Raw genomic sequence first — 22,204 nt, 5'->3', positions numbered from 1 at the left:
TTCCTTCCCCCTTCGCCGCAGGCCCTTGCCGATGCAGGGGCTTTTTTGATCCCCCAGCGCAGCGTATCTTCGCCTGTTCCCATCCAACTGTGAGGAGCGACCTCACGGTTAGTTTCCGTGCGCGTACACGCGTAACGCCACCCCGTGGGGCGGTGGTCTGACCGTGCGGTTTGACCACCGTTGACGCAGGAGCGTCCGGCGCTCCGGCGCCGGGCGAGACGGCAGCGCAACGCAGAGCGTTGCGCGCCGGGAAACCGCCGTTGCCCTGGAAGATTGCTCGTTACCTGGGAGGGATCGATATAAAGTGAAGCAGCAAACCTTCGCCGACTACATGCGGGATAACTTCGGCTTTACGGGTGAGGGCCAACTGACCGACTTTTTGAGCCGTGAACATGGGGAACTGATGCTGGGCGGCCGGTTGAACCTGTCGGAGCTGGCGCGGAGCCATGGCGCGCCCCTGGAGGTCGTTTACACGCCGCAGATCAGCATCCAGATCGCTCGGATGCGTCAGTGGGCCGAAGAGGCGCGGCGGCGCGCCGAATATCCGGGGAGCTTTCTGTACGCCTACGCCACCAAGGCCAACTTCGCCGCCGAGGCGGTGCACACGGCGCTGCAAGCCGGCGCGCACTACGAGACGTCCGCCGCGGCTGATGTGGTGATCGCCCATGGACTGTTCCGGCAGGGATTGCTTTCCCATGATCGGCTGATCTGCTGCAACGGCTCGAAAGAAGCGGGCTACCTGGAAGCGATCCGCGATCTGCGCCTGGCCGGCTGCGCCAATGTGATACCGGTGCTCGATGATCTGGACGAACTGGAGGCGCTCATTGACACGCCGGCGCCGCTGCAATTCGGGGTGCGCGAGCGCGCCGCCGGCAATCGCGACGGGGCCCATCCGGGGAACGATCGCTTCGGCCTGACCGGCGAGGAGATCGAGCGGGCCGCCGCGCGTATCGCCCGCAGCAGGCATCAACTGGCGCTCTACCACGCCATGATCGGCAGCCAGGTGGAGGACGAGGCCCACTTCCTGGCCACCCTGCGCGAGTCGGTCGAGAACTACGCGCGTCTGCGTCGCGTTACGCCGACGCTGCGCTACTTCAACTTTGGCGGCGGGATGCCGACGTCAGGCTACCGCCTGGGATTCAGCTTCGATTACGAGGGCTTTCTGACCCGGCTGATGGTCATTATTCGCGACATCTGCGCCGCCCATGACGTGCCGGCGCCCGACCTGATCGGCGAGTTCGGACGCTACACGGTGGCGACCCACAGCGTCGTCTTGCTCGAAGTCGGCGCAGTGAAGCGGGGCCAGCCGGGGGCGCCCGACTGGTACCTGGTCAACGGGAGCCTGATGGTCACCCTGCCAGATTCGCTGCTGGTTGAGGGACAGGAGTTCGTGATCCTGCCGTTGAGCGACTGGGAGCGCCCGGCGCGCCCGGTGCGACTGGGAGGGCGCCGCACCTGCGACAGCGATGATGTCTATCCGCGCCCCGACCGCGCGCCGCTGATCTTGCCCGATACCGGCGCGGGCCTGGTGCTGGCGATCTTCGGCGTGGGCGCCTACCAGCAGATGATCTCGGGGCGCGGCGGGGCGCACCACTGCCTGAGCCCCGAACCGGCGCGGGTCATCATCACCGAGCGCGAGGGCCGGCTGATCTCGCGCTATGTGCCCCAGCAGGATCAGGCGACGATCGCGCGGCTGCTCGGCTACCAGTCCCAACTCGCGCCACTGGCGGTGCGTCCATTGCCTGCCGGGCGCCGGCGCGGCTATCCGCGGCAGCCGCGGATGGCCCGCGTCGTCGCGGTGGGGGACTAGATAGTATTTTGGATTGTGGATTTGGGATTTTGGATTGGCGTATGTAGCGTCTCTGTGAGGCCTGGCGATGATGTGCGTGCGGCGTGTTCAACGGGGGTCGGCATAAAGTCCCCGGAGTACGCCTCAATCTCCCGGGGGCAACGTGGCCGCCTCACATCCACCGCTTCCGGTGAACGTCGCACCTGCCCGGGCCGGAGGGGTGAAAGACATTTCGCCCCTCCGGCATGAACTGGTATAATAGCCGGCGCTATGCGCAGAATCGCCGCTGAGCTGACTGCCCTGCTCATCATTCTGACGACCGCCTTCCTGGGCCTCGGCCTGGTCTATTCCGGCCCGCGCACGGCCGCCTTCGACGTCACGGCCCTGCCCGCAATGCTGCCCGCCTCCGGGTTGCACGCTGTTGAAACCCTGGCCGACCGGCCGGGCTCCTTTCGCTGGACCAAAGGTGAAGGAGTGCTGCAACCGCCCAACCCCGGCGGGCGCCTGGTCCTGCGGATGCGCCTCTCCAGCGGGATTGACGGCCCGACGCGCCTTGAACTGGCGGCAAACCGTCTGTCGCAGCATTTCATGGTGCAGCCTGGCCTCCGCACGTACTACCTGTTGCTGCCGCCTCACCCCGGCGAACGGCTCACCCTCGTCCTCCGCTCGCCGCCCTTTGAGATCAGAGGGCGCCAGCTTGGCATCGTCGTGCAGAGCCTGCTGATTGGCGGCCAGGACCGCCCGCCGGCATTGCTTCTTGCCATGCTCCTCTTCGCCACGGTGAGCTGGTACGCGCTCCTGCGACGGGCCGGGCTTTCGGCGGTGCGGGCAGCCGCCGGGGTGCTCGGCCTGCAGATCGCCGCCTGTGCTCTGCAGACCATCGGGGCCTGGCGCTATGCCTTCCTCGGCAACCTGCTCTTCCTGGGCGGAATCGGCGCCGTGGGCGCCCTGCTGATCGAACGCTTGTGGCCGCCCCTTCCGCCACCGATCTGGCCGCCGCTTGCCGGGAGTCGCCGGGACGCCCTGGCCCTTGGCGGGTTGCTGGCGCTGGCCCTGGCCTGCTGTCTCCCCTGGCTCACAGCGCCCGACCCGGTGGGCGATCTGGAGCTGTCGGCGCGCTGGATGGGCTTTATGATGGAGGGCCGCTTCGCCGATCTCTCGTACTACGGGTGCGACTACCTGCCCCTCAACCTGGCCACCCTCTGGCTGCTTGGCCCGCTGGTGTCGCTCCTGGGCGGCACATACTACGATCCGCTACCGGCGGTTACCCGCGTGATTGTGAAACTGCCCAGCCTGGCGGCGTTATTGTTCAGCGTGGCGCTGATCTACCGCTGGGCGCGCCGGCACGGCGGCGTGGCGCGGTCGGCGCTGCTCGGCGCGCTCTACGCGGCGGCGCCGCCGGTGTGGATCAACGTGGCCTGGTGGGGCCAGGTAGACGTGCTGCTGACCCTGCCGATGGCCGCGGCGGTCATCTGGCTCGACCGCTGGCGCGGACGCGGGAGCTGGCTGGCCTGGGCTACGGGGCTGCTGATCAAGGCCCAGGCAATTGTGCTCGCGCCCCTGATCTACGCGGCCACCCTGCGGCGCTACGGTCCCCGCGGCTTCGTCGAGGGCGCGCTGATCGCCCTCAGCCTGATTGTGGCCCTTAGCACGCCGCTGGTGCTGCTTGGTGAAGGACCGGGGCTGTACCAGACCGTGGTGGGATCGGTTGGCCGCTTCCCGCAGGTGACCAACCGGGCCTACAACTTGTGGTGGCTGGTGGTCGGCGATCAGCGCGTCTCCGACCTGACGGAGTGGGCCGGGATAAGCTACCGCACCCTGGGCTTTCTGCTGGTCGGCGCGGCGGCGCTGCTGGTGATGCCGGCCGTCCTGCGCCAGCCCCATCCGCACACCTACCTGGTGGGCGCGGCAACGCTGGGGCTGGCGTTCTTCACCCTGCCGACGCAGATCCACGAACGCTACGCCTTCTTTGCCCTGCCCTTCCTGCTCCTGGCTTCCGCCGCCGATCCGCGCCTGCTGCTGCCCTACACGGTGCTGGCGGTCAACGCAACGATCAACATCTTCGGGGCCATCGGCAGCTTCACGCCGGAGCTTATGCCGCTGATCCGCGACAGCGCGCTGCCGGAAGCAGTGGCGTGGGTGAACCTGGCAATTCTGATGGGATTGCTGGTCTATCTTTATGTGGTTCCGCAGAGTCGGAATGTTAGCGCAACCTTCCAGGTTGCGACCACACATTGAAGAGCCTGTATGTATGAGGACGCCTTTCCGCCCGTGGCAAGCCATCTGGCGGCGGCCACGGGCGGCGCTGCGAGCCGCGGCCATCGCCCACCCCCCCCTGCTAACGGGGTTGCGCGCGGTGCTGGCGGGGATCAACGCGGTGTTCGCCTGGGCGGCCTGGCATGGCCTGGGCGCGGAAGTGCGCCCATGGGAAGTGCTCGCCATCGCGCTGGTGGCCGGGCCGCCCCTGGGGCTGGCGGCGCTGATCTGCTGCGGAGTGTTGTTACGCACCGGCGGGCGCTGGCTGGGCGGGCGCGCCGAGGCGCGGCAGGTGCGGGCCGTGCTGGCGCTGGCCGTCGCCCCGGTGATTGCCGGGCTGCCGCTCTGGCTGGCGCAACTGGCCCTCTTTCCGGCGGCCAGTTTCGGCGGACCGGCGGCAGCAAGACCGTTGAGCAGTCTCTTCTGGGTCATTCACGGCCTGCTCTGGCTCTGGGCTGGCGGATTGAGCGTCGTCGGGCTGGCCGAGGCCCACGGCATCACCCTCTGGCGGGCGGCGGCCACCTGGATCCTTGCCGCGCTGCTCGTGGTGGGCGGGGGGTTGCTGGCGCTCTGGGGGGCAGGGGTGGCGATTGGGATTATCAACTTTATTGGCCAGTAATTGATCGCAACGCTGGCAGCGCGAGTGTTAGCAAGCCACACAGCTCAGTAGTCTGCGAACTACGTTTCCTTGCATTTCCGCCCCCCTTCCCAACCCTCCCCCGGCGGGGGAGGGAGTCCGGCTCCTCCCCCCAACGGGGGGAGGCTGGGAGGGGGGCGGAAATGCCACGAAACTCACTTTACAGACCACTCATGATCCTCAGCGCAACCCGCTCCGGTCAGCGCTCTAAACCCCTAACTTTGTTCCAGCACAAAGACCGGAACCGTGGAACCGCCACCGGCGGTGACGTTGAGCAGCGTCATCGTAGAGAGGCGGCAGAGGCAGCCGCCAACCTCGGCGCCGAAGAGAAAGGGGTCGCTATCCACCAGCCGCTCGCTCACGATCACCTGGCCATCCACGAGGGCGGGGTAGGGTTCGTAGGCGATGCGCACCCGCTCCTGCACCACGAAGGGCGCCTGCAGCGCCGCCCGCAGCGCCGCCTCCCAGCCGACAGCATCGGTCTCCCAGCCGATGGTGACGCCTCGCCCGCCGTAGTCATCATTGGGTTTGAGCACCAGTCGCTCGCGGTTAGCGCGGGCAAAGGCCAGCAGATCAACCCGCTCGCCCTGATAGGTGGTCTCGCCGGGGCGCACCACGCGGGTCCAGGGCACATGGGCGGCTACGGCGGCGCGTTCCTCGGGGCTGAGGGGGGCGTGGAAGCCTTCATCGGACAGGAGAGCGAAAAGGGACTTTTTGTGGAGCAACTTGGCGCGGAAACTGTTGACCAGCACGCAGGCGCCGGCGGTGTAGGCCTGAACCAGGGGGTGATCAAGGGCCGCCGCGCCGTAGTGGGTGAGCAATTCGCTGGTAAGCACGCGCTTGAAGACGATAGTCACGGGGACGACGGCGTCATCGAGTTCGGCGATGAGGCGCCCGTCGCGGAAGCGCAGGTCGTCGGGGGTGCAGATCAAGGCGCGGAGGCCGTGCTCGGCGAAGTAGGCGGCGAACAACTCGAACTCGGTAGCAGTGGGAAGGCCGCGCCAGTCAACAATCGCCACCACCGGTTCGCCGCCCGGCGCGCCGGCCTCGCGCCAGGCGGCAAGGAGGGTCTCCAGCAGCCGCCAGCGGGCGGGCAGCGGGCGCAGCGGGAACCGGCGTACAAACTCCTGCATTACGGGCATGGCGAGGAATGACTCGGCCAGCAGATCCTGGTAGGCAATCGCGGCGGGGCTTTCCGCATTGTACTCAACGAACTGGAGCGAGGCCCCGTCGAGGGTCAGGAAGGCGTCCATGCGCGAGTGGGCGCTCGGCTCGGCATAGCCAGGATGCCGGGCGATCAGGTTCTCTTCCTGCGGCGTGAGCAGCAAGACCCGGCGCACCGCCTCGCCATCGGGGCCGGGGTCAAGGGCGGCGGCGACAACCTTGCGGGCCGCGGCGGCGACGACGCTGACGGCGCGTTGCAGCAAAGCGTAGTGCCCGGCAGTGAGCAGGCGGGGGCGCAGCACGGTCGCCAGGGGCCGCTCGCCGAAGTAGAGCCGGCGGGCGCGCATCTCTTCGCTGAGACGCGCCCAGGAGGCCGCCGCCACCTCCGGGGTGAGCAGGTTATGATAGTATTCGATAGCCGCGAGCAGGCTCATTGGACTATCCAATCATCCGGCTCCAGGGGTACTCAGTGGGCGTCTGGCGGCCCTGGAGGGCCAGTTCGATGGTAAAATCGGCCATCGTCTTCACCACCCAGTCGAAGTAGTAGGGGGTGAGGGAATTTACGTCGAAATCAGGGGCGGGGTTGGTAAAATCAATCGCGTAGGGCACGCCTCCTTTGAGGGCGAACTCGACCGTATTCATATCGTAGCCGAGGGCCTGGTTGATACGCAGCGCGTACTCGGTGACCTGGCGCCCCTCGTCCGGCGTCAGATAATAGTCATCACGGAAGTAGCGATGGGGCCAGGGGGCGTTGGCGTCGAACTTGATGGTCACGATGTGCCGGCGCCCGATGACGATGCAGCGCACGTACTTTTCCCAGGCAATGTATTCCTGGAGCATCATGCACTCCGTGCCGGTCTCATTGTAGGCGCGCCAGAGTTCTTCAAAGCTGTGCACCTTGTAGACCTGTTTGAAACCGCCGCCCCAGGCCGGTTTGAGAATAACGGGAAAGCCGCCAACATAGTCAACGTGCTCTTTCCAGGGCAGGGGGTAGCGCAGGTTCCGCAACGACTCCTCGACCACGCCTTCGATGTAGGAATGGGAGGGCAAGGCGATGGTCCGGGGATGGGGAATGCCGAGGCGGGTGCAGAGACTGGCGCCGAAGAACTTATCATCGGCGCTCCACCAGAAAGGATTATTCACCACTCGCGTGCCTGAAAGGGCCGCCGTTTTCAGGAATGTTCGATAGTATGGGATCTCATGGCTAATGCGATCCACAATGACATCGTATTCGCATGGCTCAGCCATGCGCGTGCCGCCGAGCTTAACGAATTCGGCAAGCACGCCCGCTTTCCGCCGGTTCACCTCCTCAATGAACGCCGGAGGCCAGGACCACTCACGACCTACGAGAACGCCAATCTTCCTGGTATCCACAGCGATTCCTGCCGCGACAGCAACGGCCGCCCTGGTGGCAGGCCATTTTGATTTTGCCCATGCGTAGCCGGGATTGTACCATAGCTGCGCTTCGCGGCGGAATGCTGGAGACGTTCGAACGGGCTGAGGCAACGTCAGCCTCCGGCGATAGGGGCTGGGGCGGCTGCGCCGCTCACGTTACTGGCCGGTTCTGAGGGCGTAGCCGCCAGAACCGGCCAGTAACCCTGGAGTCTGGAGTTTTCCCCGACGCCGTTCCATCCATAACATCGGAGGACGCGGGGAGGCCGCGCCTCTTCCGAACGGATACGCAACAGGCCGCGCAGCGACATCGCATCTGGAGTCTGAGGAGAGAAGGGCATGCACAATCATCCCCTGGTGCGCCTGATCCGCCTGACCGTCGAAAAATACCAGAGTGATCGGGTCGGCGACATGGCCGCAGCTCTGGCGTACTTCGCAATTTTCTCGATCTTCCCGATGCTGCTGGTGGTGATCAGCATCGTCGGGTTCGTGGTTGATCCGCAGCAACTGAACGTGCAGACGATGCTGCTGCAACTGGTGGGATCGGCCGAGATTGCCGGGTTGATCAGCCAGACCCTGACGCACTTTTCCGAAACCCGGGTTGGCACGGGGTTGCTGGGGGTCGTGACGCTGCTCTTTGCCGCCACGGGGTTGCTGGGCGCGCTGCACCGGGCCCTGCAACAGATCTGGAACGTGCAACCCGGGGCAAATGGCGGCGGGTTGAAGACGGCAGTCACAACGATGGTGATGGGCCGCCTGACCTTGTTCGCGCTACTGCTGGGCATCGCGGCGCTCATCCTCGCCGCCGTGCTGGGCAATCTGGCCATCTCGCTGCTGATGGCCTATACGGACTGGCTGCCGCTCAACAGGCTGCTGGTGCAGGTAGTCCAGATAGCGTTGTTCATCGCCTTGCTGACCGCGGGCTTCGCCACCCTCTACAAAGTGCTGGCCAGCCCGCTGCCACGCTGGGGCGACGTCTGGCCGGCGGCTCTGGTCGCGGCAATCGCCTTTACCGTACTCCAGCGCCTGGCGGAGTTTATTTTCGCGCGGGTCAACTTCTCGTCCTTCGGCGTCCTGGGGGCGGCAATGACTCTTCTGCTATGGGTCTTTATCTCATCGCAGATCTTGCTCTTCGGCGGCGAACTGTCATACGCCTGGAGCCGGGTGTTTGGCAGCCAGCGCGAAGGCAAGCCGGCGGCGGCGCAGGCGTGACCACCCCCATGGCGTGGCCGTGGCGACGGGCGCCTTTGACGCTCCTGCACCCTGATGCTACAATGCCGGAACAGACCTGTGCGATTTTCGATTCTGGATCGCGGATTGGGCGCGGCGCGGCGCTGTCACCCGGGACGTCGTTCAAATAAGCAGGTTGTGAACGAAGTTTTTCGCTAAACTCGCATCCCTTTCCCAGCCCCCCTCAGCGGCAAAGGGCGCCTGGCTCCTCCCCCCAACGAAGAGAGGCTGGGAGAGGGCCAGACATGCAAGGAAACTTCGTTCACAAACGAATAAGCTCTTAGATGGATATTCTGAGTGGAAAGAAACTGCTCCTGGGGGTCTGTGGCAGCATCGCGGCCTACAAGGTGGCGCAACTGGCGCGTGACCTGACCCTGGCCGGCGCGCAGGTGGATGTGGTGCTGACTGCGGCGGCGGAGCGCTTTGTTGGCGCGGCAACGTTCCAGGCCCTCACCGGGCGAGCGGTGCTCAGGGATATGTGGGAACTGCCCGAAGACGGGGTGATCGGCCATGTGAGCCTCGGCGCGCAGGCCGACGCGGTGATCGTGGCCCCTGCCACCGCCCACACTATCGCGCGGATCGCTGCGGGCATGGCCGATGATCTCCTGACGACGACCATCCTCGCCGCCTCCGGGCCGGTGTTAATCGCTCCGGCAATGAACCCTTTGATGTACGCCAATCCCGCGACCCAGGCCAACGTCGCCACCCTCCGCGCCAGGGGCTTCACCGTGCTGGAGCCGGAAGAGGGGCTTATGGCCGAGCACGTTTCGGGCAAAGGACGTCTGCCCGAACCGGCCACGCTCGAAGGGGAGATCCGGGCGCTGCTGGGGCGCCACAGCGGGCCGCTGCGGGGGCAGCGGGTCGTGGTGACGGCGGGGGGCACCCGCGAGCCGATCGACCCGGTGCGCTTCATCGGAAACCGCTCCTCGGGGCAGATGGGTTATGCCCTGGCCGCCCGCGCGCGCGACCTGGGGGCCGATGTGACGCTGGTGAGCGGTCCCACCGCCCTGCCCGCTCCAGCGGCGGTCAACATGGTGCAGGTTGAAACGGCGCTACAGATGCGCGACGCGGTGCAGGCCGCCTGCGAGCACGCCCATATGCTGATTATGAATGCCGCCGTGGCCGACTTCCGCCCGGCAGCAGCCGCCGAGAGCAAGATCAAGAAGCGCGGCGATGAGGGGCTGATCCTCGAACTTCTGCCCAACCCTGACATCGTCGCCGGATTTGCCCAGCGACGCGACCTGTTCAAGGTAGGGTTCGCCGCCGAGACTGATGATTTGCTGGCAAATGCCCGGAGCAAGCTGGAACGCAAGGGCCTCGATCTGATCGTCGCCAACGACGCGGTGGCTAGCATTGGACGCCCCGATATCGCCCTGTACCTGGTTGACCGCGAAGGCGTCACCCCCCTGCCGCGCCAATCGAAGACCGAGGCGGCGGCGGCCCTGCTTGACGCGATCGTGGTACGCTACACCCACTGGCAGGCCAGCCGGACGCACGTCTGAGGCAAGGTTTCGAAGGGGCTCTGTACGAGAGTCGCGCGCCGATCCGCCTCCTCCCCGGGCAGAGGCGTGGGGAAGCCTGGTTGCCCCACCCTCCTCCAACCAGCGGTGAGTGAGGTGTCCGGAAAGGCTCTGAGCGGTCTGTAAACTAAGTTTCCTTGCATTTCCGCCCCCTCCCAACCTCCCCCCGTTGGGGGGAGGCGCCGGGCTCCCTCCCCCAGCGGGGGAGGGTTGGGGAGGGGGCGGGGGTATAGCGAAAAACTTTGTTTACAAACTACTGAGCGTCCATCGCAGAACTTCAACCGCATCAACGGGTCACACAATGACGACCGAGCGACAGGAACCGCTTGAGATGAATAGCGCCCCGGCCGGCGCCACAGGCCAGACGCCCGCCGGAGGGGCGTACAGCGCGTCGCCTCAGGCCACCCGGCGACTGTCCAGCACGACCAGTCGCCAGCGCGCGCCCCGGGGCGGACGGGGCGGCTCATCGCGCGAGCAGATTGACGCGCTTATTCACGCTCTCGGCGATACCAGCCACCCGCTTCATACCGTCGCGGTTGATGAACTGGCCGCTATTGGCGCGCCAGCGATACCGGCGCTCGGCGCGGCGATGGCCCCCAACCAGCCCTGGCTGACAATCTACCGCGCCGCCGAGGCCGCCGGCCGGATTGGCGATGCTCGCGCCGTTGGCCCGCTCGTCCAGGCTCTGAACCATCCCAACAGCAACGTTCGCTGGAGCGCCGTTCGCGCCCTGAGCCAGATCGGCGACGTGCGCGCCCTGTGGGAGTTGCGACGGGTCGCCCAGACCGATCAGGGACGAACGAGCTGGGGCGAACCGGTGGCCGACACGGCCCGCAGCGCCCTCGACGAGATTCGCCGCCGCAGCGTATGGGGACAGGGACTTGAACTAATCAAAACTGCGGTCGTGGCGGTGCTGATGATCTTCTCCCTGGTGCTGGCGTTCAGCGTGGTCAGCGCCCTGCGCGACGAACTGGCCGGCTTTGGCCGGATTATTCCCGGCCAGACGCAGATCCCGCAGCTTACCCTGCCCACGGTGGCGCCAACCTCTATCTCTGCCGCGCCCACGGCCGCGCCCGTGCAGGCGCCGGTCGGCGCCGCGCCGACTGTAGAACCAATCCTGGCGCCAACGACGGCAAGCATCGCTACGGATGTGTTGACCGGCACGGTGCGCCAGGACGCGAATGTGCGGCCCTTCCCCGGCACTAACAATCAGCCGATCGGGCGCGTTACCTTCGGTGACGAGATCATTTTTATCGGGCGCAGCCCGAATAGCCAGTGGTACCTGATCCGCCTGGGATCCCGGCACAGCCCTGGCTCGGCGATCAACAGCCCGGATGGGGCCGGCTGGGTCAACCAGGCTCTGGTCAGCCCGCCACTCGGCGACGTACCTGTGCGCGAGCCGGAGGCGACGCCCATGCCTACTGCCAGTCCGTGATGTTCCGATGTTAACCGCAGAGGACGCAGAGAACGGCGGGGTCTGTTCGGGTCCGCGCATCTACGGGCGGATTACAGCGGCTTCTTCAGAAAAACCGGTTGATGGATTACTGACGCCTGAACCGGTCCTCTGGAACTGCACTTGAAACACGCTCTTCAGACCAGGCGCTCGTTGCTTGATCGGGCGCCGGCGCGCCTGGTTCCGGCCCTGACCTGGGCCGCGCTTGGCGCGCTGCTGATCTTCCTGCTTTCGCAGATCCCGGCGACCCACGCGGTCAACATCGGGGGGTTCGATGCGGCCTACATCCAGGGTTTTTTCGACGCCGAGCGGCCCGGCGATCCCGGCGGGCCGCGCCCCTACCTGGAAGGCGCCGAGGGCGGAGCCCGCTGGAGTGGCGCCTCGGCGGCCCTGATCTTCCCCCAGGCCGGACTGCCTGGCGCAATCACCCTGCGTTTGCGCGGCTGGCGCGAAAGCGGTCCGCCACCCTATGTTACCGTGCTGCTCAACGGCGTTACGGAACTTGATCGCTTCCAGGCCAGCAATGCGTGGGAAGAGCGCCAGATTCCCATCCGCGGCGGCTGGTTCAAGGCCACCGACTTCTTCATCGAGATCCGCGCCGACACGACCCGCCTCGCCGATGGCCGCGAGGCGGGCGTGCTGATTGACCGGGCCATCTATCGTGTCGGGCCAGGCTTCATTGCTCCCTATCCTGCCCAGATCGCCTACGCCGCCATAGCGGGCGCGCTGCTCTGGGCGCTGTTTCGCGCCAATGGCAGCGCGCCACGGGAGAGGAAGGGGCTCGTTCCCGCCGCCTTGCTGGCCTATGGCCTGGCCTGGCTGCTGCTCTACCGGCTTCAGCCGCCGCTTTACCCCTACCCGCTGCGGGCGCTCCCGCCGCTCGCCGTGCTTGCTCTGGGCGGCTTGCTGGCGTTGCGCGACGGGCCGGCTCTGGCCGAACGCTGGCCGCGCCTCGTCAGCGTCGCGGCTCCTGTCACCGTGATTGGCCTGTGGACGGCGGCGACGCTGGTCCTGGCCCGACAGCACGTTACCCTCTCCCGACCCGGGGTGGAAAACGATTTTCGGGTCTTTGCCACACGCGATACGCTGGCGAGCATCTTCCGCGCCGACGGGTTCTACCACCTGGGATACCCGCTGTTGCTCTGGCTGGCGCGGCCGTTCTTCGAGGGCAACGCTTTTCTGGCAGGGCGCTTTCTGGCGGCGCTGAGCGGAGCGGCGCTGCTCGGCGCGGGGTACTGGCTTGCCCGCGTCGTGCTGCCGCCTGGCCCGGCGTTGCTGGCCCTGCTGGCCCTGGCGCTGAACGGCCTGGTGGCGCAGTATGGCCTGTATGTTGGCAGTGACATGCCCTTTGCCGCCTGCGTGACCCTGAGCGTGGCGGCCCTGGCGGCCGCGCTCGGGCATGGATCAAACTCGTCTAACAATGCGCCCCTGACCTCCTCGCCTTCCCAGCCGGATGAACCGGTTATGTGGAAATGTAGAGATGGGGAGTCGCGGAGAGACGGTAAGGCTGGCATCGCCAACCCTGAACCCGACCAGACAACGAGCAAGTCGGATGGACACGCCGCGCTGTTGCTGGCCGCCATTGCCGGTCTCGGCGGAGGACTGGCCTTCTTGATGCGCCACCCCGGGCTGATCCTGCTGCCCTGGGGCGCCGTCGCGCTGCTGCTGGCGGCCCGGTCGCGCCCCCGCAGGCTGGCAGTGGTCTTCGCCGGCGCGATGGTTGCCACGATGCTGCCGCAACTGATTGTCAACACTATCGGGACGGGCAACCCGCTCTACAATCAGCAGGCCAAGAACATCTGGCTGGCGGTATACGGCAACACCGACTGGGGGCGCTGGGAGGAAGCGCCTAACGACATTGGCCTGGCCGAAGTGGTGCTGCGCGATCCGGGGCGCTTCTTCGAGAACTGGCGGCGCAATGTGATCGGCTATACCGGCAGCGGGGCCGAAGACACCAGCGAGTTTGGGCGCGCCTGGCAACTGCGCCTGCTCGGCTGGCCGGCCAACTGGCTCGCCGTGGCCGGTCTGCTGGGCTGGGCGCTGCTGCTGGTCCGGCGAAGCGGCCAGGACCTGAGGATCGCCGCGGCGCTGCTGATCCTCATCGCCGGATACGTCGCCCTGGTCAGCGCAGCGTTCAGCCTGCAACGCTTCTTTCTGCCGCTGGCGCCGATCTACGCCGTCGCGGCGGGCTGGAGCCTGTGGCGGCTGGCGCGCGGGGGACGCCTGCTGCTCGGCACGAGCCTGGCGCTGGTTGTGGTACTATGGGGCGGTTACGAAAGCGGGGCGCGCTACGTCCTGGCGCAACAACCGGCGGAGGAAGTCGCGGCGATCCGCATGGTTGAGGCGACAACCGCCCCCGGCGAAGGGATTGCCGCGCGAGTGTCAACCCGAACGCCGCTGGCCAAGTATTCGGCCATCGCCCACCGCGTGGTTGACTGGCCCCCGCACGTCGGGACCGACACGGGGATCAGCGCGGAGGATCTCATCGCGATACACGCCGCAGGGGCGCGCTACCTGCTGTGGGACGAAACGGCCGGCCCGCCGCCGCTGCCGCAGCCGGACGCGGCGCGGGTGAGCATGAGCGGGCGATACGGGTTGTACCGTCTGGGCACGGGTGCGGGAGAGTGAGGGGGGGGCATGGTCCTCACCCTCCCCCTCCGGCCCCCTCCCTCTCCTCCTGCGGCGGAGAGGGAGGGGGCGCCGAGCGCAGCGCGGCGGGGGAGGGTGAGGAGCGGGATTCCGCTGCCAGGTGAAGCGATGTGGAGAATCGTGGTTTTCCGAGGCAGTGGCCCACAGGGAACTTCGAAGTAACGGCATGCACACGGCACAGGCAGCAACCTCCGGCGGCAAGGCAAGCGGAGCGACCCGCGGCATCGCAGTGGCGCTGCCGCGCGTTTCGGCCGCCGCGCTGTACCTGGCGGCGCTGGTGCTGCTGGGACTGGGATTGCGGCTCTGGTTCATCGCCGTCAATGACATCGATCCGCGCTTCTCGGCAGCCGATGACGGCGATTACTACCAGCGGGCGCTCCGTCTGGCCGCCACCGGAGAATACGTAGACAACTCGTGGCTCATCCGGCCGCCCGGACATGTGTTTTTCTTCGCCGCGATGCTGAAAACGGCGATGATCCTGGGGGATCCGCCTCTGGGCATTGCTATAATCCGCGGCGTGCAGGTGGCGCTCTCGCTGCTTCTCGTTCCCGTAGGCTACGACATGGCCCGGCGCCTGTTCAGTCGCCGGGCGGGGCTGATCTTCGCCACGGTGCTGGCGGTCTGGTTTCCGCTGGTGGAACTGCCGGCGCTGATCCTCAGCGAGCCGCTCTTCTTCTTCGCCCTGGCGCTGAGTTGCTGGGCGCTGGTGCGCTGGCGCGACAGCCGGCGCTGGCCCTGGCTGGCCGGCGCGGGGGCGGCGCTGGCCGTGGCGGCCCTGGCCCGCTCGCCAGCGCTCTACGCCGCAGTCTTTGTGCTGGGGTTCCTGCTGTGGGAGACGGCGCCCGGCGACCGGCGCCCATCCGGCGCGGCGCGGCTCTGGTCCTGGCTGCGGCGCTTCGCGGTCGCCGCGGCGATCTTTCTGCTGCCCTTCGCGGCGCTCATCGCCCCGTGGACGGCGCGGAACTACGTCACCTATAACCGGTTGATCATCATTGACACCCTGGGGCCGGTGAATCTGTGGATGGCAATGAGCGACGCAGTGAACGCTGGCCGGGGCGAAGGCGAGGCCAAGGCCATTCTGGCCGCCATTCCCCAGGAGGAGCGGCAGGACTTCGTGAGCGCCGACATCCGCCGTATTCTGAACGAGGAGCCGTGGCGGCTCACACGCAATTTCTGGCCCCATTTCCAGCACATCTGGAAGGCGCAGTTCATCGAGGATTACTTCGTTAAGGTCAGCTTCTTCACCCGCCCGCTGCGTGAGGTGTGGATCATCGGCGCCGTGGGTGACCTGCTCTGGCTGATCTTCAGCGCGGCGAGCACGTTCGCCCTGGCCGCGCGCCCGCGCGAAGGCGGCTTCCGGCTGCTGGCGCTGGGCTGGATCGCCTACTCCTGCCTGACGGTGATGCTCATCCATGTCGAGCCGCGCTATCTGCTGCCGATCTGGCTGTTCATGGCCCTCTACGGCGCGGCGACGCTGGGGGCGTTGTGGAACTGGCTGGCCCTCCGGCGGCGCGATGCGGCGGCGGCGCGGGCCGCGGCCCGGGCCTACCTGCGCTCCCCGTGGGGCGTGGCGGGCATGCTCCTCTGCGCGGGGTTCCTGTTCCTGGTCTTCAGCTATCGCGATTACCCGCGGATCATTGCCGCTGGCGCGCAACGGGAGTGGCATCGCGCCGCGGCGGTGCGCGCCTATCGCCAGGGCGATTACCCCGGCGCGATCGCGGCCTATGAGCGCATGCTCGCTGCCGACCCGGACTTCGTTGATGGGCGCGCCGAACTGGCGCTGCTCTACCTGGAACTGGGCGACTACGATCAGGGCTGGGAAGCCCTCGGCACGCGCCACACCCATCGCGGCGACGTGGTGCGCGGGGCGCTGGCGCGGGCGCAGGGCAACCACGAACTGGCGCGGCTCTTCTTCGAAGACGCCGAGGTGCGGGCGGGCGAGGATGTACAGAAACTGGCTATGGAGTGGCTGCGTCCCCCGCCGCTCACTGCCCTGCGCCTGGGCAATGGGCTTGACTTCGGCTACCTCGACGGCTTCTCCTTCGGCGAGCAACTGCCCGCGGGCGGGGACGCCTCGCGCACCTACCGCTGGTTGCAGAACCGGGGCATCATTCGTCTGCCCCTGCCTGAAGCGCTGAGCGCGGGCGCAGTGCTGCGGCTGCGCATGGCAGGAGGTTTGCCCGGCGATACGCCGTTGCGCCTGATGCTTGGCGAGGAGCGCATGACCCTGCCAGTACGCGGCGGAGAGTGGCGCGTCTACCGCATCGCCGTACCCGCCAGCCTGAGCGGCGCCGACCAGTTGACGCTCCGGCTGGAGGCGCCGACCTTCATTCCCGTGCAGATCAACCGCGCCAGCGGCGACGCGCGCGTGCTCAGCGTGATGATCAGCGACGTGGCCGTGGAGCAACCGGCGTCTCCGGCCAGCGTCCAGGAACAGCCATGAGCCTGGCCATTCCAGAAGCAACCTCCCGGCCCGAAGCGCCGCGAACCTACCCCTTCACCGTCAGCGTGGTGATCCCCGCCTTCAATGAGGCCCACAACATCGGGGCCGTGGTGCAGCGCGTGCGCGCCGCCCTGCCCGACGCCGAGATCCTGGTGGTGGACGACGCCTCCCACGATGGAACCGCCGCCGCGGCGCTGGCCGCCGGGGCGCGCGTCGAGCGCCATCCGGTCAACCGGGGCAACGGCGCCGCCGTTAAAACCGGCATTCGGCGCGCCAGCGGCGAGGTCATCCTGCTGATGGACGCCGACGGCCAGATGGACCCGCGTTACATCCCCGATCTGCTCGATGGCATCGCCGCCGGCTATGATATGGTCGTCGGCGCGCGCACCCCCGAAACCCAGGGCGACACGCTGGCGCGCCGCCTCGGCAACCGCGCGCTGGACGCGCTCGGGGCCTACCTGGTTGAGGCCGAGGTGCGCGACCTGACCAGCGGCTACCGGGCCATGCGCCGCGAGGTGATTATGGAGTTCCTGCACCTGCTCCCCAATCGCTACTCCTACCCCACCACCAGCACCCTGAGCCTGCTCAAGGCCGGCTACTGCGTGGGCTTCGTGAGCATCGAGGGCCAGCGGCGCCTGGGCGGGCGGAGCGGCCAGAAGCTCTTCAAGAACGGGGTCCGATTCGGGCTGATCATCCTGCGGATCATCTCGTTGTTCGCGCCCCTGCGGGTCTACTTTCCGATCGCCCTGGGCATGTTTTTGTTGAGCCTGCTGGCCTATATCGCCAGCGTGGCGGTCAACGGCGTCTGGCTGAAGATCCCTAACGCGACGGCAGCCCTGTTTGTTGGCGGCATTATCGTCTTTATGTTCGGCCTGCTCGCCGAACAGATCGCCGCGCTACGCTTCCAGCGGCGCGAGTGAGCGCATGAAAAAGTATCTTCCCCTTCTGCTGCGCCTGCTCGGCCCGGCGCTGCTTGTCCTCTTCCTCGCCAATGCCAACCTTGAGCAACTGTGGGAGAGTCTGCGCAGCGCGCAAGCCTGGCCCATTGCGCTCTCGCTGCTGCTGATGCCGCCCTTCGTCCTGATCAAGTCCTGGCGCTGGCTGCGCCTGATGCGGGAAATGGGGTTACAGCTCGACTTCCGTACCGCCTGCGGTCTGTACACTGTCGGGCTGTTTTATGGCGCCACCACACCCGGACAGGCCGGCGACCTGCTCAAGGGGGTCTACCTGCATGATCGAGGGCAGCCGCTGGCCCCGGCCATGCTCAGTGTGGTGATTGATCGGCTCTTCGATCTGCTGGTGATGGCCGCGTTCGGTACGCTGGGCATCTTCGCCCTGGGCCGTCTGCTCCCCAGCCGTGAATTGCAGACGGCGCTGGTGCTGGTGATGGCCGTGGGCCTGGCAGCGCTGACAGCGGTGCTGGTGGCCCGAGTCCCGCGGACGTGGATGCTGACAGTTGCGCTGCCCCGCTTCGCGCCGGGCTTCACCGCCACCCTGAGCCGCTGGAACAGCCAGCTCCACGGCCTGAGCCTGCGCCCGGCGTTGGTCGCCGAGCTAACCCTGCTCTCCCTCGGCTCGGCGGCCTTCACCTTCCTGCGGCTCTGGTTGCTCTTCCTGGCCCTGGGGCTTGATCGCGCGCCCCTGGCGGTGGTGGTGGGCGTTTCGGCGCTGATTGCCGTACTACAGGTCCTGCCGATCTCAATTGCCGGCGTGGGTGTGCGCGACGCCGCACTGATCGCTGTGCTCCTGCCGTATGGGTATCAAACCGAGCAGGCCCTGGCGCTCTCGGCGCTCTTTTTGCTGATCAATGTGCAGCATATTCTGGTGGGCTTTATCCTCTCCTTCTGGTACCCTCTGGCGCGCCGCTCGGCGCCAACAACTGACGCCGCAAGCAATGGCAGCGCTGCGGCAGGATCGAGCGAACCGTAACAACCGGCGGGGAGGGCCATGTTACAATACACCCAGATAAGTAATGATACGCAGTGATAGTAGGAGCGTCGCCCCACTGCCGCTGGAGGGGTGGGGGTAATCAATTATCCCTCCGACCCCGTCGGTTGCATCGCAACCCTCTGGACTATGCTTCAGGTCCGACAGGGAGGCGCTATTGCCAGGAACCTGCGTCAGGGCCTGGCGCGTGCGTCCCGATGGGCCTCTGCCGCGCCGGCATGGATCAGCGTTCATGAACGAGCACCACCTCAGCCCACCCTACGAGCGCTACGCGCCGCTCTACGACCGGAGCGGCCAGACCCGCTTCGCCGTGCTGGTTCATCAGTATCTGCGCGACCTGTTGCGCCAGCATCCGGTCAGCGGACGGCGCGCCCTGGATCTCGCCTGTGGCACCGGCACCCTGGCGCTGCTGCTGGCTGCGGATGGATGGGAGGTCACCGGCCTTGACCGTTCGGCGGCAATGCTGGCCCAGGCTGCCGCCAAGGCTGCCGGCGAAGATAAAGACGTGCGCCTGGTGCATGGCGACATGCGTGACCTTGAGGGTCTGGTTCCGGCGATGGCCTTCGATCTGGTTACGTGCACCTACGACAGTTTGAACTACATGCCCACCGAGGCCGATCTGGCGGCCTGCTTTCATGCCGTCGCCGGCGCGCTGGCCCCCGGAGGTCTCTACGTGGCGGATCTGAACACGCGCCACTTCCTGGAGCACGACTGGGGGGAATGCGTGATCCAGGAGTATGATGGCTACGTGCAGCTTCAGCGCAGTCACTTCGACGACGCCTCGGAACGGAACATTACGGTGCTAACCGGCTTTGTGGGCGACGACAAGAAGGGCTACGAACGCTTCGACGAATTGCACGTGGAGTGCGCCTATCCCCCGGAAACAGTTACGGCATTACTGGAGCGGGCGGGACTGCACGTCGAAGCGCTGTACGACAGCTTCACGCTACACCCCCCCGGTCCGCGCGCCCAGCGCATCTTCTGGGTCGCGCGCAAGCCAGGGTAAAGTTTCAGGCGACGTGTTCGGGAAGCAGCACGGCCCCGGCCACGTCCAGATGTGCAGCGCGGGATACTTTAAACTGCAACTGCCCCGGTGAGGAGTGCTGTGAGCGTACTGCCAACCCTCGACGAGAAAGCGGAGTATGTTGAACGTATGTTCACCCGCATTGCCCCAGGCTACGACCGGGTGAACCGGGTGATGACCTTCGGACTGGACCAGTACTGGCGGCGGCGCGTCGTTGAGCAGGTTGCTCCTCCGATTGACGGGCGGGCCCTTGATGTAGGCACCGGTACGGGAGACTTTTTGGTTGAACTCGCCGGGTGGACCCGCGAGGGCATTGCGGTCGGCGTGGATTTTACCGTGCCAATGATGGCCGCCGGTCGCGAGAAACTCGCGGGCCTGGAGGGTCAGCGGGCCGCCTTCGTGGGCGGTGACGCCCTGCGGCTGCCCTTCCCCGACAATACGTTCGATGCCATCACTACCGGCTTTGTGATGCGGAATGTCACCGATATCTCACAGGCCTTGCGCGAAATGTACCGCGTGGCGCGCCCGGGCGGCGTGATGGCCTGCCTGGAAGTGGCCCGCCCCAGGCACGCGCTGGTACGGCTAGGGCACCGGTTGTACTTCGAGGGCGTCGTGCCCTGGATCGGGCAGATCCTCGGCGGGGATCGCCGGGCCTATACCTATCTGCCACAGTCGGCCCGCGCCTTCCCGTCGCCGGAGCGTCTGGCAGCGATGATGCGCGAGGCTGGCTGGCGCCACGTGACGTACCGCCTCCTTAGTCTGGGCGCCGTGGCCATTCACGTTGGCGCAAAAGTTTAGGCCTCGCTACGCCATTCGGCCCGGCATGCCGGCTCAACTAAAAGGATTGAAACCGATGTCGGATCAGGACTACGACCCACGACCTCCTCGCGAAAACCTGATGCAGCAACGTCTACGAAAAGCACGTGGCGAACTGATTGATGATGAGGTTGACTTTTACGACCCGCCCATGTTGCCGCGTCCCAGCTTCAGCGGCAACGGATACGGCGGCGGGTGCGCCCGGGCAAGCCTGTATTTTGTCCTCGGCGGCCTGGCGGCATTGTTGATCGGCATCTTTGCCCTCAATCATTTCGTCAGCGGCCTCGGACGCTTCTTCCAACCCCCCAATCTGGGCCAGATTATCGCCACCCCGACGCCCACGGCGCTCTCCAGCGCCGTCGTGGTGCAACGCATTCAGGCCCTCAGCCGGCTTGAAACCGCATCGTATACCGTGCAGACGGTCATCGAGGTACAGCAGAGCCAGGGCAACCCGCTGTTTGATTTCTTTGCCGGTGACGCCTTGCTGCTGATCGCCCGCGGCTCAGTAGTAGCGGGGATCGATCTCAGTGAGGTCGAAGCCGCCGACGTGACCCTTTCCCCGGACGGGCAGACCATCACTGTGCTGTTGCCGCCCGCGCGGATCTTCAGCAGCCACCTGGATAACGCCGGGACGCGAGTCTACAGCCGGAATCGGGGCTGGTTCGCCCCGGAGAACAAAGATCTGGAATCCCTGGCGCGGCAGGAAGCTGAAGCCCAGATCCTGCGCACCGCCTGCGAAGATGGCGTGTTGCGCAAAGCCACGGAGCAGGCCGAGGCTACGATACGGCAATTTCTGGAATTGATCGAAGGAGTAACAATCATCGTGCAGAGCGCGCCGCCCGAACCGTGTCCCGGTCCAGGCAACTTGCCAGCATAGTCAGAATAGTCAACCGCACCCTCCAGGGAGGAACGAGCGATCTGGTTGCTTGACCTAGAGGAATGTGGGTTCCGAAAAGACCCGGCCTTGCCGGAACCCACTTCAAGACCGTGCAGGTACACGACCTCAGCAGTTAGTACATCCACGACGCCAGCGTGGCTCGGTAGTTGAGATGTCGTTTATGGCCCCTTCTGCCAGCATTCTCATCTCCGGTCTTGGCGATAGAACTCATGACTATCTTATGCCGCGTCTGATGCAAGAAGGCTATCGAGCAAGTCTGGCGGTTGGCTTGCAGCAAACCCTGGAAATGCTGCGCAGCCAGACCGACCTCGTCCTGCTTGACTTGCCCTCGGCTGATGAGGCGATCCATATTCCGACCATTCGCGCGGCATGTTCGGCAACAATAATCGTTATTGGTCCGGCTCGCAATGATCGGCTGGTAGTCAGCGCGCTGGAACTGGGCGCCGATGATTATGTGCAGCGTCCCTTCCGCACCGAAGAACTGCTGGCACGCATTCGCGCCCAGCTCCGGCGCCGCAACGAGCAATCCAGCGCGCTTGTCATCGGACTGCTCAACATTGACCCGCAAAGGCGCTGGGCAATCCGTGCCGGAAAGCCGGTTGACCTGCAGCCCGACGCATTTACCCTCTTAAGTTTGCTGGCAACCCGTCCGGGCCATCCGTACCCCGCTCCGGCGCTGGCCCAACGTCTGTGGGGATCGGGCGACCAGGACGCGCTGACACGCCTCGCGGACACGGTAACATATCTGCGCACGCTGGTCGAGCCTGATCCAGGCGCGCCCTTCGTGCTCTGCGGGGATCTGGAGCAGGGATACTGGCTTGGGTCATATGGCGCAGGCGCGCTACGGGGATTAGAGCACTGACCGGAATGCTTGATCCGCTGAAGACACTGCGCCGTGCGGCTTGCCAGGCTTGGGCTACCAGGGTTGAGGGTCAACCTTTCCGAGAAACGCTATCATAATCATTTCGGATTTGAGATTTTGGATT

General features: G+C 66.2%; 16 protein-coding genes. 14 read left to right on the top strand and 2 right to left on the bottom strand.

What is annotated here, in order from left to right; genetic code table 11:
• The first annotated feature begins 304 nt into the window (after nt 1-304).
• From NZU74_16350 to NZU74_16340, 3 genes are all read left to right on the top strand, one after another.
• Nucleotides 305-1,810, top strand: coding sequence for an arginine decarboxylase (locus tag NZU74_16350; protein MCS6882906.1), 1,506 nt, complete (start codon nt 305-307; stop codon nt 1,808-1,810).
• Between the two features lie 249 nt (nt 1,811-2,059).
• Nucleotides 2,060-4,027 carry a hypothetical protein gene (locus tag NZU74_16345; protein MCS6882905.1) on the top strand — a complete coding sequence of 656 codons (1,968 nt, stop codon included), beginning with the start codon at nt 2,060-2,062 and terminating at the stop codon, nt 4,025-4,027.
• Between the two features lie 13 nt (nt 4,028-4,040).
• A complete protein-coding gene (locus tag NZU74_16340) occupies nt 4,041-4,664 on the top strand; it encodes a YIP1 family protein (protein MCS6882904.1) in 624 nt (207 codons plus the stop codon).
• A gap of 233 nt (nt 4,665-4,897) precedes the next feature.
• Here NZU74_16340 and NZU74_16335 read toward each other — a convergent pair whose 3' ends face one another.
• The gene (locus tag NZU74_16335; GenBank protein MCS6882903.1) at nt 4,898-6,280 is read right to left on the bottom strand and encodes a hypothetical protein; all 1,383 of its coding nucleotides are present in this window, start codon (nt 6,278-6,280) and stop codon (nt 4,898-4,900) included.
• Between the two features lie 4 nt (nt 6,281-6,284).
• The gene (locus tag NZU74_16330; GenBank protein MCS6882902.1) at nt 6,285-7,220 is read right to left on the bottom strand and encodes a hypothetical protein; all 936 of its coding nucleotides are present in this window, start codon (nt 7,218-7,220) and stop codon (nt 6,285-6,287) included.
• A 357-nt stretch (nt 7,221-7,577) separates the two neighbouring features.
• Between NZU74_16330 and NZU74_16325 the strand changes: the two genes are divergently transcribed.
• The 11 genes from NZU74_16325 (at nt 7,578) to NZU74_16275 (ending at nt 22,080) form a co-directional block, all read left to right on the top strand.
• Nucleotides 7,578-8,450, top strand: coding sequence for a YihY/virulence factor BrkB family protein (locus NZU74_16325; protein ID MCS6882901.1), 873 nt, complete (start codon nt 7,578-7,580; stop codon nt 8,448-8,450).
• 302 nt (nt 8,451-8,752) lie between these two features.
• The gene (coaBC, locus tag NZU74_16320) at nt 8,753-9,970 is read left to right on the top strand and encodes a bifunctional phosphopantothenoylcysteine decarboxylase/phosphopantothenate--cysteine ligase CoaBC (GenBank protein MCS6882900.1); all 1,218 of its coding nucleotides are present in this window, start codon (nt 8,753-8,755) and stop codon (nt 9,968-9,970) included.
• A 349-nt stretch (nt 9,971-10,319) separates the two neighbouring features.
• Nucleotides 10,320-11,423 carry an SH3 domain-containing protein gene (locus tag NZU74_16315; protein ID MCS6882899.1) on the top strand — a complete coding sequence of 368 codons (1,104 nt, stop codon included), beginning with the start codon at nt 10,320-10,322 and terminating at the stop codon, nt 11,421-11,423.
• 141 nt (nt 11,424-11,564) lie between these two features.
• The gene (locus NZU74_16310; protein MCS6882898.1) at nt 11,565-14,069 is read left to right on the top strand and encodes a hypothetical protein; all 2,505 of its coding nucleotides are present in this window, start codon (nt 11,565-11,567) and stop codon (nt 14,067-14,069) included.
• Between the two features lie 187 nt (nt 14,070-14,256).
• Nucleotides 14,257-16,533: a glycosyltransferase family 39 protein gene (locus tag NZU74_16305; protein MCS6882897.1), complete on the top strand. Its 2,277-nt coding sequence runs from the start codon at nt 14,257-14,259 to the stop codon at nt 16,531-16,533.
• Nucleotides 16,530-17,453 carry a glycosyltransferase family 2 protein gene (locus NZU74_16300; GenBank protein ID MCS6882896.1) on the top strand — a complete coding sequence of 308 codons (924 nt, stop codon included), beginning with the start codon at nt 16,530-16,532 and terminating at the stop codon, nt 17,451-17,453. The genes NZU74_16305 and NZU74_16300 overlap by 4 nt, the downstream gene beginning before the upstream one ends.
• Before the next feature lie 4 nt (nt 17,454-17,457).
• Nucleotides 17,458-18,462 (top strand): flippase-like domain-containing protein, encoded by a 1,005-nt coding sequence (locus NZU74_16295; protein MCS6882895.1) that lies wholly within the window; start codon nt 17,458-17,460, stop codon nt 18,460-18,462.
• A 250-nt stretch (nt 18,463-18,712) separates the two neighbouring features.
• The gene (locus tag NZU74_16290; GenBank protein MCS6882894.1) at nt 18,713-19,486 is read left to right on the top strand and encodes a class I SAM-dependent methyltransferase; all 774 of its coding nucleotides are present in this window, start codon (nt 18,713-18,715) and stop codon (nt 19,484-19,486) included.
• Nucleotides 19,487-19,585: 99 nt separating this feature from the next.
• Nucleotides 19,586-20,302 (top strand): bifunctional demethylmenaquinone methyltransferase/2-methoxy-6-polyprenyl-1,4-benzoquinol methylase UbiE, encoded by a 717-nt coding sequence (gene ubiE / locus NZU74_16285; GenBank protein MCS6882893.1) that lies wholly within the window; start codon nt 19,586-19,588, stop codon nt 20,300-20,302.
• Nucleotides 20,303-20,357: 55 nt separating this feature from the next.
• Complete coding sequence (locus NZU74_16280; protein MCS6882892.1) at nt 20,358-21,197, top strand: DUF4230 domain-containing protein; 840 nt, start codon at nt 20,358-20,360, stop codon at nt 21,195-21,197.
• A gap of 181 nt (nt 21,198-21,378) precedes the next feature.
• Entirely contained in the window at nt 21,379-22,080 is a 702-nt protein-coding gene (locus NZU74_16275; GenBank protein ID MCS6882891.1) for a response regulator transcription factor, read from the top strand.
• Nucleotides 22,081-22,204: the final 124 nt, after the last annotated feature.

This window comes from Chloroflexaceae bacterium, assembly GCA_025057155.1.
Taxonomy (GTDB): domain Bacteria; phylum Chloroflexota; class Chloroflexia; order Chloroflexales; family Chloroflexaceae; genus JACAEO01.
Note: the sequence above shows the minus strand (reverse complement) of the source record. Positions and strands in the feature narration are given on the sequence as shown.

Bases quoted from the DNA above. Each gene is read 5' to 3' on its own strand.
- NZU74_16345 (MCS6882905.1), top strand. From the start codon at position 2,060: ATGCGCAGAATCGCCGCTGAGCTGACTGCCCTGCTCATCATTCTGACG.
- NZU74_16340 (MCS6882904.1), top strand. From the start codon at position 4,041: ATGAGGACGCCTTTCCGCCCGTGGCAAGCCATCTGGCGGCGGCCACGG.
- NZU74_16335 (MCS6882903.1), bottom strand. From the start codon at position 6,280: ATGAGCCTGCTCGCGGCTATCGAATACTATCATAACCTGCTCACCCCG.
- NZU74_16325 (MCS6882901.1), top strand. From the start codon at position 7,578: ATGCACAATCATCCCCTGGTGCGCCTGATCCGCCTGACCGTCGAAAAA.
- coaBC (MCS6882900.1), top strand. From the start codon at position 8,753: ATGGATATTCTGAGTGGAAAGAAACTGCTCCTGGGGGTCTGTGGCAGC.
- NZU74_16315 (MCS6882899.1), top strand. From the start codon at position 10,320: ATGAATAGCGCCCCGGCCGGCGCCACAGGCCAGACGCCCGCCGGAGGG.
- NZU74_16305 (MCS6882897.1), top strand. From the start codon at position 14,257: ATGCACACGGCACAGGCAGCAACCTCCGGCGGCAAGGCAAGCGGAGCG.
- NZU74_16300 (MCS6882896.1), top strand. From the start codon at position 16,530: ATGAGCCTGGCCATTCCAGAAGCAACCTCCCGGCCCGAAGCGCCGCGA.
- NZU74_16295 (MCS6882895.1), top strand. From the start codon at position 17,458: ATGAAAAAGTATCTTCCCCTTCTGCTGCGCCTGCTCGGCCCGGCGCTG.
- NZU74_16290 (MCS6882894.1), top strand. From the start codon at position 18,713: ATGAACGAGCACCACCTCAGCCCACCCTACGAGCGCTACGCGCCGCTC.
- NZU74_16280 (MCS6882892.1), top strand. From the start codon at position 20,358: ATGTCGGATCAGGACTACGACCCACGACCTCCTCGCGAAAACCTGATG.
- NZU74_16275 (MCS6882891.1), top strand. From the start codon at position 21,379: ATGGCCCCTTCTGCCAGCATTCTCATCTCCGGTCTTGGCGATAGAACT.